10 protein-coding genes are annotated in these 13,110 nt (G+C 71.5%); 9 read left to right on the forward strand and 1 reads right to left on the reverse strand.

Translation table 11 applies throughout. The features are described from left to right. Positions 1–7: 7 nt before the first annotated feature. Positions 8–319 carry a hypothetical protein gene (locus O7626_RS04130; RefSeq protein WP_278059397.1) on the reverse strand — a complete coding sequence of 104 codons (312 nt, stop codon included), beginning with the start codon at positions 317–319 and terminating at the stop codon, positions 8–10. On the opposite strand from O7626_RS04130, the gene O7626_RS04135 reads away from it, so the two are divergent. The 9 genes from O7626_RS04135 to O7626_RS04175 all read left to right on the forward strand — a co-directional run bounded on the left by O7626_RS04135 (position 300) and on the right by O7626_RS04175 (position 12,938). Next, the gene (locus O7626_RS04135) at positions 300–1,469 is read left to right on the forward strand and encodes a glycosyltransferase (RefSeq protein WP_278059399.1); all 1,170 of its coding nucleotides are present in this window, start codon (positions 300–302) and stop codon (positions 1,467–1,469) included. The genes O7626_RS04130 and O7626_RS04135 overlap by 20 nt on opposite strands. Positions 1,470–1,484: 15 nt before the next feature. Continuing rightward, complete coding sequence (locus O7626_RS04140; protein WP_278059401.1) at positions 1,485–3,125, forward strand: AMP-binding protein; 1,641 nt, start codon at positions 1,485–1,487, stop codon at positions 3,123–3,125. Further along, a complete protein-coding gene (locus tag O7626_RS04145) occupies positions 3,122–4,273 on the forward strand; it encodes an acyl-CoA dehydrogenase family protein (protein ID WP_278059402.1) in 1,152 nt (383 codons plus the stop codon). Before O7626_RS04140 ends, O7626_RS04145 begins: the two co-directional genes overlap by 4 nt. Continuing rightward, positions 4,270–5,823, forward strand: a complete 1,554-nt coding sequence (locus tag O7626_RS04150; RefSeq protein ID WP_278059404.1) for an aldehyde dehydrogenase family protein — start codon at positions 4,270–4,272, stop codon at positions 5,821–5,823. Before O7626_RS04145 ends, O7626_RS04150 begins: the two co-directional genes overlap by 4 nt. Continuing rightward, entirely contained in the window at positions 5,820–6,167 is a 348-nt protein-coding gene (locus tag O7626_RS04155; RefSeq protein WP_278059406.1) for an SRPBCC family protein, read from the forward strand. The genes O7626_RS04150 and O7626_RS04155 overlap by 4 nt, the downstream gene beginning before the upstream one ends. Positions 6,168–6,471: 304 nt before the next feature. After that, on the forward strand, positions 6,472–6,789 hold the full coding sequence (locus O7626_RS04160; RefSeq protein WP_278059408.1) for a hydroxyisourate hydrolase: 318 nt from the start codon (positions 6,472–6,474) through the stop codon (positions 6,787–6,789). Positions 6,790–6,998: 209 nt separating this feature from the next. Further along, positions 6,999–9,896: a BTAD domain-containing putative transcriptional regulator gene (locus O7626_RS04165; RefSeq protein ID WP_278059410.1), complete on the forward strand. Its 2,898-nt coding sequence runs from the start codon at positions 6,999–7,001 to the stop codon at positions 9,894–9,896. 691 nt (positions 9,897–10,587) lie between these two features. Then, positions 10,588–11,598 carry a GDP-mannose 4,6-dehydratase gene (locus O7626_RS04170; RefSeq protein WP_278059412.1) on the forward strand — a complete coding sequence of 337 codons (1,011 nt, stop codon included), beginning with the start codon at positions 10,588–10,590 and terminating at the stop codon, positions 11,596–11,598. 5 nt (positions 11,599–11,603) lie between these two features. Further along, entirely contained in the window at positions 11,604–12,938 is a 1,335-nt protein-coding gene (locus O7626_RS04175; RefSeq protein WP_278066051.1) for a UDP-glucose/GDP-mannose dehydrogenase family protein, read from the forward strand. Positions 12,939–13,110: the final 172 nt, after the last annotated feature.

The following is a 13,110-nucleotide window of genomic DNA, read 5'->3' on the forward strand; positions in this document are numbered from 1 at the left end:
TATCGACTCACTTTCGATCCGCCATGCGGTGCACGCTGGCGCTGGTGGCGGCGGTCGGCACCGCGCCGCGCGCCGGCTGAAGCTCGCGGACCCCCGTGCACCGCAGTACGGCCCGCTGCGCTGAGTAGCGGCCGTCGGAGCGGTTGAGTAGCCCTCGTTCGCAAGCGGGGTAGCCGCGGACCTGCCACTTCAGCAGTGCTGCCCTCGTATCGTCGCCGGTGCCGGCAAGCTTGCTCACCGAATTCCAGCTCTCGTGAAGAGGGGCGCAGATGTCGTACACGAAGCCTACCGATCCCGCGGTGCTGGCGACGGCGGTCACCGACAACCTCGTCGTCGCGGTCGACCCTGACGCACCGGCCTCCGGCCTCTACTACTGGGAAATCTCCCGGCCCTGGCGCGACAAGGTCGTCGACGCGGTCCGGGCCTGCACCGACCCGACCATCCGGACGCTCGGCGAGGGCCTGCTGGCCGAGCCGACGGACCACCGCCGCTACTGGGAGCTGCACGCGGCGCTGCTGGAGCGGCAGGGGAAGCAGCCCGAGATCGACGAGCTGCTGCACCTCGGCTGGCGGGCCGAGTGCAACTCGCGGCTCGGCCACGTGCTCAACAAGGGCTACGACCGGGACTCGACACCGGTGACGGTGGAGGAGATGAAGGCGTTCGACCCGGGTACGCCGCTGCCCGCCGGCGCCAAGCCCGAGGTCCTGGTCGTGATCCCGTTCCACAGCCGGCTGGAGGGCGGCGGAGACCGGCTGCGCAACCTGCTGGCCTGCCTGCGCTCGCTGCGCGACCAGTCCTTCCCGCGCGAGCACTACCAGGTCACCGTCGTGGAGAGCGACGAGCAGTCGCGCTGGCGCGACGTGATCAGCCCGTTCGCCGACAACTACCTCTTCGCCCGCAAGGACGGGGTGTTCAACAAGTCCTGGGCGATGAACGCGGGTGTGGTGCACAGCCCCGGCCCCACCGAGATCATCTGCCACATGGACGCCGACGTGCTGGCCGACCGGGACTTCCTGGCCCGCAACGTGGAACGGATGCTCGGGCCCGGCACGATGGGGCACCTGCCGTACCGGGACATGCTGGCGATGGACTTCCCGTCCACCTGGCGGGCGATCCGGGAGCGGCTGCACGGCGGGGCGGCGGCGGCCGACATGAACCGGGTGCGCGGGTTCACCCTGCGTCGGGGGCCGGGCCTCTGCTTCTTCGCCCGCGCCGAGCTGTACCACCGGGTCGGCGGGATGGACGAGCGCTACCAGGGCTGGGGCGGCGAGGACATCGAGTTCAACTACCGCTTCGGTTTCGACGCGGCGTACGACGCGTACGAGGAGCCGCTGCTGCACATGCGGCACCCGTCGTACTCGGTGCTGCGCTCGGACGGGAAGTTGATCAACGCGCACCTGGTGCCGGGTACCTGGCGGCCGGAGCGCCCGATCGGTCAACTCGACCAGTTCACCCCGGTCGGGGTCTAGCGCGGGAGGGGCGTCATGTCCGTAGTGGAAAGCTCGGCACCCGCCTCGCGGGCCGGCACCGGCCTGCGGGACGGCCGGACCGTACTCGACCACCTGCGGGAGGCCGTGCACCGGTACCCGGACCGGTCGGCGACGATCTGCTGGTACGCCGACGGCCGACCGGCCGAGCGGCGCAGCTACGCCGAGCTGTCCGCCACGGTCGAGCGCCTCGCCGCGGCACTGGCGCGGCTGGGCGTACGGCGGGGCGACGTGGTGACCCTGCAACTGCCGAACTCGTGGCAGCTGGTCGCACTGAGCCTCGCCTGCGCCCGGATCGGTGCCGCCGCCGGACCGGTGGCACCGATCATGCGCCGACGGGAGCTGGAGTTCATGACCCGGCTCACCGAGAGCCCCGTCTACGTCGGAGTGACGAGTCTGCGGGGCTACTCGTACGACGAGATGAGCGCGGAGGTGGCGCGGGCGGTGCCCACGCTGCGCCACCGGATCCTGCTCGGTGGCCCGACCACCGAGGGCGCGCTCGACTTCGACACCTTCCTGCTCGGCCGGGCCTGGGAGGACGAGCTGGCCCCGGGTGAGCTGGACGACCGGGAGGCGGGACCGGACGACCTGGCCCAGGTGATGTTCACCTCCGGCACCACCGGCGAGCCGAAGGGGGTGATGCACAGCCACCGCACGCTCTACGCGATCAACCGGCGGCAGATCGAGGTGCTGGGGCTCACCCCGGACGAGATCACCGCGATGGGGTCACCGACGACCCTGCAGGGCGGGTACACCTGGAACTTCGTCATGCCGGTCATGCTCGGCGCCAGCGCGGTCCAGGTGGACGCCTGGGATCCGACACTGATGCTGCGGATCTTCGAGGCGGAACGGGTGACGTTCTTCTACGGCGCGCCGACGTTCCTGATGGACCTGATCCGCGAGCAGCGGCAGTGGCCCCGGGACATCAGCGCGCTGCGGGCCTTCGGCACCGGCAGCGCACCGGTACCGCCGGTCCTGGTGGAGCAGGCCCGCGACGTGCTCGGCTGCCGGGTGTATGCGGTCTGGGGCATGACCGAGAACGGCTGTGTCACGGTCACCCGGCCGGAGGACCCGCTGATGCGGGCGGCGGAGAGCGACGGCACGCCGGTGCCCGGGATGCGGGTGCGGATCGTCGACGAGTCGACCGGCGAACCGGTCACCGCCGGGGCGGTCGGCCTGCTCCAGGTGCGCGGCGAGAACCAGTGCCTGGGCTACTACCGCCGGCCGGAGCTGTACCGGCAGTCGCTGACCCCGGACGGCTGGTTCGACACCGGCGACCTGGCCCGGGACGACGGCTACGGCGGGATCCGCATCGCCGGGCGGGTCAAGGACATCATCGCCCGGGGCGCCGAGAAGGTGCCGGTGGCCGAGGTGGAGGCCGCACTGCTGCGGCACCCGGCGATCCGCGACGTGGCGGTCGTCGGCTATCCGGACCCGCGGCTCGGCGAGCGGGCGTGTGCGGTGATCGTCCCGGAGGGGCCGGCGCCGACCCTGGACGACCTGCGCACGCACCTGACCACGCTGGGCATGGCGAAGCCGTACTGGCCGGAGCGGATCAGCGTCGTCGACGAGCTGCCGAAGACACCCTCCGGCAAGGTGCAGAAGTTCATCCTCCGTGACCAGCTTAAGGCGGCATGATGGATTTTCTACTCAGCGACGAGCAACGCGCGCTCGGCGAGAAGGTGCGGGCGTTCACCAAGGAGCGGATCGCACCGTACTACCAGGACAGCGACCGCACCGGACGGTTCCGCGACTCGCTCGTCACCGAGCTGGCCGCGGCCGGGCTGTTCGCGCTGCGCGTCCCGGAGGAGTACGGCGGGCTCGGGCTGGACGCGGTCAGCACCGGCGTGGCACTGGAGGAGCTGGCCGCCGGTGACCTGACGGCCTGCTGGCCGGTGCTCAACGCCGCCCTGGTCTCCGGCATCCTGGCCGCGAACGGCAGTGCCGAGCAGCGGGAACGCTGGCTGCCGCCGATCGCCCGGGGTGACGCGCTGGTCGCCTTCTGCATGACCGAGCCGGGCCACGGCACCGACGCGGCCGCGGTCGAGTTGCGGGCCGAGCGGCGTGGCGACGGCTGGCGGCTCAGCGGCGAGAAGACCTCGATCATGCTGGGCGGCTACGCCACGCACGGGATGATCTTCGCCCGGACCAGCGAGGCGCCCCGGGCCCGTGGGGTCACCGCCTTCTACGCCCGGCTCGACGACCGCTACGTGGCCCGCTCGACCCTGCGCGACCTCGGTAACCGCTCCGGCGGCCGGGCCACCCTGGTCTTCGACGGCCTGCCGGTGAAGCCGTTCGACGCGGTGGGCGGGGCGGGCCTCGGCTTCGCCCAGGGGATGCGCGGCTTCGACTACTCGCGGGCGCTCATCGCGCTGATGTGTGTCAGCGTGGCCAGCCTGTCGCTGTCGGACGCGGTGTCGCACGCCCGGCACCGGGAGGCGTTCGACCAGCCGCTCGGCCGGTTCCAGGGCGTCGCCTTCCCGCTCGCCGAGCACGCCACCTACCTGCACGCGGCCCGGCTGCTGGCCTACGAGGCGCTGTGGCGCAACGACGCCGGGCTGGACCACCGGGTGGAGGCGAACATGGCGAAGTGGTGGGCGCCGAAGGTGGCCGTCGAGGCGGCGCACCAGGCGCTGCTGACCCTCGGCCACTACGGGTACTCCGAGGAGCGCCCGCTGGCGCAGCGACTGCGCGACCTGATCGGTACCCAGCTCGCCGACGGCACCGCGAACGCCACCAAGCTGGTCGTGGCGCGCTCGATGCTGGGCAGGGAGTACGCGCCATGAGGCACTATCCGTCCCTGATCGGGGGCAAGGACGTCGATTCGGACCGGCACGTCTACGGGATCACCGCCCGGGCGCTGCTCACCGACACCTTCGACGGTCTCGCGCTCAAGCGCCGGCTGGAGTCGGGGCAGGGCGCGCCGGAGGACGACCCCCGGGTCGCCGGCCGCTGCGCCCTGGCCGACCGGGAGACGAGCCGGCAGGCGCTGGCCGCCGCGGCTGCCGCCGTACCGGAGTGGCGGGCCACCCCGCTGCGCACCCGGCTGCGGTTCGGCGACGCGATCCACCGGCGGCTGGTCGAGACCCGTGACGAGTTCGTCGAGGTGATGGTGGCCGAGGGCCGGCCGCGTACGGCGGCCGGCGGCGAGGTCGACGGGCTGCTCGACATCTTCAGCGAGCAGACCCTCGCCTGGTGCGGCGAGCTGCTGCACCGCGAGTTCAGCCACGGCGGCAAGCGGATCGTGTTGCGCCGCCGGCCGGACGGAGTGGTCTGCGTGGCCCCGCCGCAGAACGCGCCGCACTCCAACGCGATATACGGCGCGGCCAGCCTGCTCGCCGGCAACGCGGTGGTGGTACGCGCACCGCGCAGCCTCCCGCTCGGCGTCATGTACGCGATCCGGGAGATCGTCGCGCCCGCCCTGGACGAGGTCGGCGCACCGCCCGGCACGGTGAACGTGGTGTGCGGGCCGCCGATGTTCGACGACTGGCTGGCCAGCCCGCACGTCGACGACGTCATCTACTTCGGCGGCAGCGCCAAGGGGCTGGCGTTGCAGAACGACTGTGTGGCCGCCGGCAAGAAGCCGATCCTGGAACTCGCCGGCAACGACTGCGCGGTGGTCTGGCGGGACGCCGACCTCGACCTGGCGGTCGGGGCGCTGACCGAGGCGTTCAACGCCTCCGGGCAGATCTGCAACATCCCCAACCAGGTGGTGGTGCATCCGGCGATCGCCGACGAGCTGCTGGAGCGGTTGCGGGCCGCCGCCGGGCGGGTCCGGCCCGGATTCCCGGACGACGAGGGCGTGGAGCTGACTCCGGTGCTCGCCGCCGAGGCGTACTTCGCGACGCTGCACGACGCGCTGGAGCGGGGCGCCCGGCTGGTCTGCGGCGGGCGCCGGCTGGAGGTGGACGGATCCCCCTCGGAGACCGGCTACTTCGTGGAGCCGACCGTGCTGCGGGTGGACGGGTTGGTCCGCAGCCGGGAGGTGGCCGCGGTGCGTGAGGAGACCTTCTTCCCGCTGCTGCCGGTGGTGGTGCCGGAAGCGGGGCGCGACGACGACGCGCTGCTGGCCGACGTCGTCGACTTCGTCAACGGCAACGCGTACGGGCTGCGCAACTCGTTCTGGTCGACCGACGACGCGGTGGTGGACCGGTTCCTGGCCGGGGTGGTGAACGGCGGTGTCATCAAGGTCAACGACGAGTCGCACTGCGGGTTCTACCCCTATCTGCCCTCGCACGGCGGCACCGGGCTGACCGGGGGAGTCTTCGGCGAGGCGAGTTACATGGCGGTGCGGACCACCCATCTACAGGCCGTGTCGAGAAGGGGGATGCGATGAGGACGGTGCGGGTTCGGGAGAGCATCGCGACCAGCCCCGACGGGGCGTACGAGGCGCTGCTGGGGTTGGGCACCGACTGGCGGGTGCCGTTCCGGGGCCACGCTGTCCGGTGGACGCAGCGCTGGGAGCCGGCACCGGACCGGCGTACGGTCAGCTTCGCGCAGGTCGACGGCGACTTCCGCGAGTTCACCGGGCGGTGGCGGATCTCGCCGGTCGACGGCGGCTGCGAGGTGTCGTTCGAGGCCAGCTACGACGTGGGGGTGCCGATCTACGACCGGATTCTCGACCCGATCGTCGAGAAGGTGTTGGCCTCCTACGTTCGTTCCGTCATCGTGAAGCTTTGATTTCTCGACGGCTAAGGGCTTTTCCGGCATGAAAAAGGCGTCCCGCCAACATGTAATGTTGGGGGACGCCTTGACGGCTGTGGTGTGGGCTAGCCCCAGTTCGTGTCCCGCATCGTAATCTCCGCCTTCCCGGGTTTGTTTTGTGTGAGGACAGTTCACCGGCGCTCACTGTCGGCCCGCCTTTCGCTCGCTTTCGTCGCTTGTTGCCGATCATTTAGCGGTTCGATAACGCATCGACAGTGCAGGGTGGAATACTTCACCTCTACAATTCTGAGAGGCAGTAATGGCTACAATTTCCCTTCGCGTGCTCGATGGCATGTGCGGTCGCCCGGCCCCCGGTGTTCTGCTGCGGCTCGAGTTCCGCGACGATCGGGGTTGGCGACCGGTGGTCTCCGGGACGACCGTCAACGACGGCCGGCTGCCCGCGATGGAGACACACGAGGTGGAGTACGGCGCACATCTGCTGACCGTCGACGCGTCGGGCTATTTCGCCGGGCTCGGTGCGCTGGCCCCGTACCGCGATTTCGCGGTGGCCATCCATGTGCGCGATACCGCGACCGAGGTGCGCCTGGTGGTGTATCTGAGTACGGCCAGCTTCTCGATGTATTGGGAGCACGCCTAGGGGTTCTGCGGGCAATGACATCGACACTCTTCTGGCCGTCCATGAGCACCTTCGCTACGATGTAGCGGTGTCCGTGCGGGACGTTGTCGATCTTTCTGACCAGCTGGAGACGATCTTCTGACAGCTAGAAAGTGGGCGGGCGGGCTCGGTCGTGTCGTGACGGGGGGGGAATTGTGCACGTCTTTCGCGTCCTGGGGCCGCTCCACGTCGTGGATGCCCACATCACCGCGTCCCGCCAGCAGACCGTACTCGCGATGCTCCTCCTGGAGGCCAACCAGGTGGTTCCGGTCGGTCGGCTCATCGACGCGGTCTGGGAGGACGCACCGCCGGCCACGGCCAAGGGTCAGATCCAGATCTGTATCTCGACGATCCGGCGGGCGCTCGGCCAGGCCGGTCTCGGCGACCGGATCGTCACCTCGCCGGCCGGCTACCTGATCCGGGTCGCCGACGGCGAACTGGACCTGCGGGCCTTCAACGACCTGCTCGCCGAGGGGCGGGCCGCGGTCCGGGAGCACCGGCTGGAGGCGGCCGCCTCGGCGTTCCGGCGGGCCCTCTCGCTGCACCAGGGCGAGCCACTGAGCGGTGTGGAGGGTCGGCTGGTGCGGGCGGCGGCGGCCCGGCTCGCCGAACGGCGGCTGGTCGCGGCCGAGGAGTACCTCGAACTGGAGTTGCGGCTCGGCCGGCACCGCGAACTCGTCGACGAGCTGATGGCCCTGGTCACCGAGTACCCGTTGCGGGAGCGGCTGTGGCACCAGCTGATGACCGCGCTCTACCGGTCCGGCCGGCAGGCCGACGCGCTGGCGGCGTACCAGTCGGCCCGCCAGGCGTCGGTGGACGACCTGGGCCTGGAGCCGAGCGAGTCGCTGCGCTCGCTGGAACGCGCCATCCTGACCGGCAACGCCGATCCCGCGCTGGCCGCGGACGTGGCACCGGCGGAGGTCGAGGAGAGCCTGATCCCGGCGCCCCGGATGACGCCGGCGGCGGTGCCGGACTTCACCGGTCATCGCGAACTCGTCGACGAGCTCTGCGACTTCCTGCGAAGACCTGGGACCCGGGCGGACAGCGACGCGGTACCGGTGGTGACGATCACCGGTCGGGGCGGGGTCGGCAAGACCACCCTGGCGGTACACCTCGCGCACGCGCTGGCCGGCGACTTCCCGGACGGGCAGCTCTTCGTCCAGTTGGGTGGCGGGCGGGGCAACGGCGACGGGCTGGCCCAGATCCTGGACCGCTTCCTCCGCGCGTTGAACATCCCGGGCTCGGCCGTACCGGAGGGCCTGGAAGCCCGGGCGGCGACCTTTCGCAGCCGGGTCGCCGGGTCCCGGGTGCTCGTGGTTCTGGACGACGCGGTGGACGAGCGGCAGGTGCGGGCGTTGCTGCCCGGCGCATCGACCTGCGGGGTGATCGTGACCAGCCGGCGCCGGCTGGCCGGCGTCCCGGGCTCCCGGCTGGTCGAGGTCGGGGTGCTCGACGAGCGCCACGCGGTCGAGCTGCTGGCCCGGATGGTCGGCGAGGAGCGGGTCGCCGCCGAGCCGACCGAGGCGCAGCGGCTGGTCCAGCTCTGTGGCCGGCTGCCGCTGGCGCTGCGGATCGCGGCGGCCCGGCTGATCGCCCGTCCGCACTGGACGGTCTCCCAGCTGACCAGCCGACTGGCGGACGAGAGTCGGCGGCTGGACGAGCTGGCCCACGGCGGCCTGGACGTGCGGACCAGCATCACCTTCAGCTACGAGGCCCTGGACCACGACGCGCAGTGCCTGCTGCGCCGGCTCGGTCTCCTCGACGCCCAGGACTTCCAGGGCTGGGTGGCCGCCCCGCTGCTCGGTGTGGAGCTGACGGCCGCGACCGACGCGCTGGACATCCTGGTGGACGCCCGGCTGGTCGACGTCGTCGGTGGTTCCGGCGCCGCCACCCGCTACCGGCTGCACGACCTGGTCCGGGTGTACGCCCGGGAACGGCTCGGCGCCGACGAGGGGGCCGGCGAGCGACTCGACGCGCTGAACCGCTTCCTCGGCGCCTGGCTGTTCCTGGTGGAGTCCGGGCACCGGGCGCTCTACGGCGGCGACTACACCGTGATCCACGGTGCGGCGTCCCGCTGGGAGCTGCCCGAGCGCCTCGTGCAGGAGTTGTTGCAGGACCCGCTGAGCTGGTTCGAGAGCGAGCGGGTGGCGGCGGTCGCGGCGGTCGGCCTGGCATCGCGGGCCGGGATCGCCGACTACTGCTGGGACCTGGCCATCACCATGGTGGCGTTCTTCGAGAGTCGCAGCTATCTCGACGACTGGCGCAGCACGCACGAGTTGGCCCTGCACACTGCGCAACAGGCGGGCGACCGCCGGGGCGAGGCGGTGATGCTCTACTCCCTGGGCGCGCTGAACATCGTCGAGCAGCGGTTCGGCGACGCGTCGTCGCGGCTCATGCTGGCGTTGAGCATGTTCGAGCGGATCGGCGAGGCGCACGGCCGCTCACTCGCGCTGCGGCACCTCGCCTTTCTCGACCGGGTCCGCGGCGACCTGGACAGCGCCTGGCGCCGCTACCAGGAAGCGCTTTCCGTGCTCCGGCCGCTCGGCGACCGGGCGGCGGAGGCGCACATCCTCACCGGGATGGCCAGCACCAGGCTGGAGGCGGGCGACTGGGAGCGGGCCGCGGAGATGCTGGAGGAGGCGCTGCGTACCGCCACCGCCGCGAACAGCACCCGGGTGCACGCGATGGTGCTGCACCGGCTCGGTGAGCTGCGCCTCGACAACGGCGACCTCGCGCAGGCCGAGGAGGAGCTGGTCAAGGCCCTGAAGCTGGTCCAGGAGGGGCGGGACCGGGCCGGCGAGGCGCACGTGCTGCACGGGCTCGGCATGCTCCGGCTGCGCCAGGGCCTGCACCACCGGGCCGCCGCCACCCTCGACCACGGGTACGCGATCGCGTCCCGCAACGGCGACCGGCTGGCGACCGCCCGGTTCTGCCTCGCGCTCGCCCGGCTGCACCGCGCGCAGCGGCAGTACCCGTCGGCGATGGAGTGGGCCTCGCAGGCCATCACGCTCTTCGACCAGCTCCAGGCCTCCTCGGGGCGGGTGGTCGCGCACGAACTGCTCGAACAGATCCGCCAAGAGGCCGCCTGAACCCCGACCGGTCACCGGGCCGGCGCGGCCCGGCCGGCGTGTTCCGGTGCCCCGGCAGTCCACCCCGGGTGCGGCGATCGGCGTGAAAGCCGCCGGATTCACGTTCACTCCACCGCTGGCGGGATCCTTCCGGTTCCCTCGCCGGATCGGGTGCCGAAGGCGTCCGTGGGGCGGTCGGTCGTCGTCGGGCTCCACCCGTCGACGCCGCCGGCTCCGGATCTGTCCCGGGGTGCCGGCCGCCCGGTACCGGGCTCTCTCGAGGTGTGACCGCCCGGCGCCTTCCGAGCCGGAGATGAATTGGCAGGGGCCCGGTTAGGTAGGCCCGGAGGGTCGATCGAGTGGTGGTCGGCCGGCAGAGAGAGTATCGCCGCCGGAGTACGTTCTTTGCAGCGGGACAGACGGCTCGGACTATGTGAATCGCGGCGCGTCCTGTCACACGGGCGCCGCGTGACAAGGGCCTCCCCGTCGCCGCCGGAATGGGCGGAAGGACGTGGGAGGAGGCGGCGGTGGGGACGAATTCGTCGTCGGTGTCGTGCCGCGTCGCCCCCGTCCCGACCGCTCGACCCGGAAACTCAGTGCTCCTTTTCGGACGGTGACACCGAAACAATTTCCCCCAGAGGGTCCAGGTCGATGCCAACGGAATCCCGCCGCACCTTCCTAGCCCGCACCCGATGCAGTTGAGGAGGTTCACATGTCAGCAAGCAGCCGATTCCACCGGGCCGTGGTCACCGGAGGTGGTGGCTTTCTCGGCTCATACGTCTGCGAGCAGCTTCTCGCCGCCGGCGTGGAGGTCGTCGCCATCGACAACTTCTCCACCGGACACTGGAGCTACATCGAGCATCTCGTGAGCGATCCCCGTTTCTCGCTGGTCGAGGCGGACGTCAGCGAGGGGATCGAGGTCTCCGGCCCGGTCGACCTGGTGCTGCACATGGCGTCCCCCGCCTCGATCCCCGAGTTCTACCGGTTGCCGATCGAGACCATGCTGGTCGGCGGCACCGGGACGTACCACGGCCTGCGGCTGGCGCACCGGCACGGTGCGCGCTTCGTGCTCACCTCCACCTCCGAGGTGTACGGCGACCCGTTGCGCCACCCGCAGGACGAGGAGTACTGGGGCAACGTCAACCCGATCGGCCCGCGTTCGGTCTACGACGAGGCGAAGCGGTACGCCGAGGCGCTGACCACCGCGTACGCCAAGCAGCACGGGCTGAGCGTCGGCATCGCCCGGATCTTCAACAGCTACGGGCCGAGGATGCGTCCGGACGGCCGGGTGATCTGCGGCTTCGTCGCCCAGGCGGTCGACGGGCTGCCGCTGGAGATCCACGGCGACGGCAGCCAGACCCGCTCGCCCTGCTACGCCGAGGACACCGCGCGCGGCATCCTGGCGATCGCGGAGAGCGAGTACGGGCTGCCGGTGAACATCGGCAACACCCAGGAGATCAGCATCAAGGACCTCGCCCTCCTGGTGTGCGAGGTCGCCGGTGCCCCGCCGGCGCTGAAGTACATCGAGGCGGACGCGGACGACCCCCGGCAGCGCTGCCCCGACATCAGCCGGGCGAAGCGGGAGCTGGGCTGGCAGCCGCGCGTCCCGCTCCGGGAGGGGCTGCGCCGCACGGTGGAGGCGGCACGGCGGGAACGGCAGGCCAGAGATCCGGAGAGCCCGTTCATCCCGGGCCCCGGTACGCAACGCGAGGAGGAGCGATGAGCACGATCTCCGTAGTGGGCTGCGGCTACCTCGGTGTCACGCACGCGGCCGGCATGGCGGAGTTGGGCCACCGGGTCATCGGCGTCGACGTCGACGCGGCCAAGATCGCCACGCTGGCCGGCGGGCGGTCGCCGTTCTTCGAGCCCGGTCTGGACGAGTTGATCGCCCGGCACCTGGCGAACGGGCGGCTGCGGTTCACCACGTCGTACGAGGAGGCGGCCACCGCCGACGTGCACTTCATCTGCGTCGGCACGCCGCAGCTCGGTGACGGTACCGCCGCCGACATGCGCTACCTGGACGCCGTGGTGGAGACGCTGGCGCCGTACCTGGTGAAGGAGTGCCTGGTCGTCGGCAAGTCCACGGTCCCGGCCGGCACCGCGGCCCGGATCACCTCGATGCTGCGCGTCCTGGCCCCGGCCGGCGAGAGCATCTCGGTGGCCTGGAATCCGGAGTTCCTCTGCGAGGGCAAGGCGGTGTCGGACACGCTGCACCCGGACCGGCTGGTGCTCGGGGTGCCGGACGAGCAGGCCGAGAAGGTGTTGCGCGAGGTGTACGCCCCGATCATCGACGCCGGGGTGCCGGTGGTGGTGGCCGACCTGCCCACCGCCGAGGTGATCAAGACGGCCGCGAACTCGTTCACGGCCACCAAGATCTCGTTCATCAACGCGATCGCCGAGTTCTGCGAGGCGAGCGGTGCCGACGTGACGGTCGTCTCCGACGCGCTCGGCTACGACGCCCGGATCGGCCGCCAGTTCCTCAACTCCGGGCTCGGCTTCGGCGGCGGCTGCCTGCCGAAGGACATCCGGGCGTTCCAGGCCCGCGCGCACGAGCTGGGTGTGGGCCAGTCGCTGGCCTTCCTGGCCGAGGTCGACGCGGTGAACCTGCGCTGCCGGGAGCGGGTGGTGGAGTACCTCCGCAAGCAGTGCGGCGGGGCGTTCACCGGCCGCCGGATAGCGGTACTCGGTGCCGCCTTCAAGGGCGGCACGGACGACGTCCGGGACTCGCCCGCGCTGTACGTCGCGAACCTGATCAGCCAGCAGGAGGGCGAGGTCGCGGTCTACGACCCGCAGGCGATCGAGAACGCCCGGCGGGCCTTCCCGAACCTGGTGTACGAGCGCGGCGTGCTGGAGGCGGCGAACGGTGCCGACGCGGTGGCGGTGCTCACCGACTGGCCGGAGTTCGGCACCGTCGACCCGGACGTGCTCGGCGAGGTGGTCCGGAGCCGGAACATCGTGGACGCCCGGCACGCGCTCGACCCGGCGCGGTGGCTCCGCGCGGGGTGGAACTACATCGCTCCCGGCCGCCCCGCGCTGCAACCGGCGCTTGTCGGCACCGTGTGAGGCAGCGCGGTCCGCTGCCCGAGGCGTACCCCGGAGCACGCCCCGGGGTCGTGACAGCCGTAACCCCCCGGTGCCCCCGCCGGTGGTCGAGGCGCCCCTGTAGCAGCTCCGGCTGCGGCGGGGGCGCCTCGTCCGCGTGGCCGTGCGGGCGGTGTCCCGACACCGGTGTCCA

The sequence above is a fragment of the Micromonospora sp. WMMD1102 genome (genome assembly GCF_029626265.1).
Classification (GTDB): domain Bacteria; phylum Actinomycetota; class Actinomycetes; order Mycobacteriales; family Micromonosporaceae; genus Plantactinospora.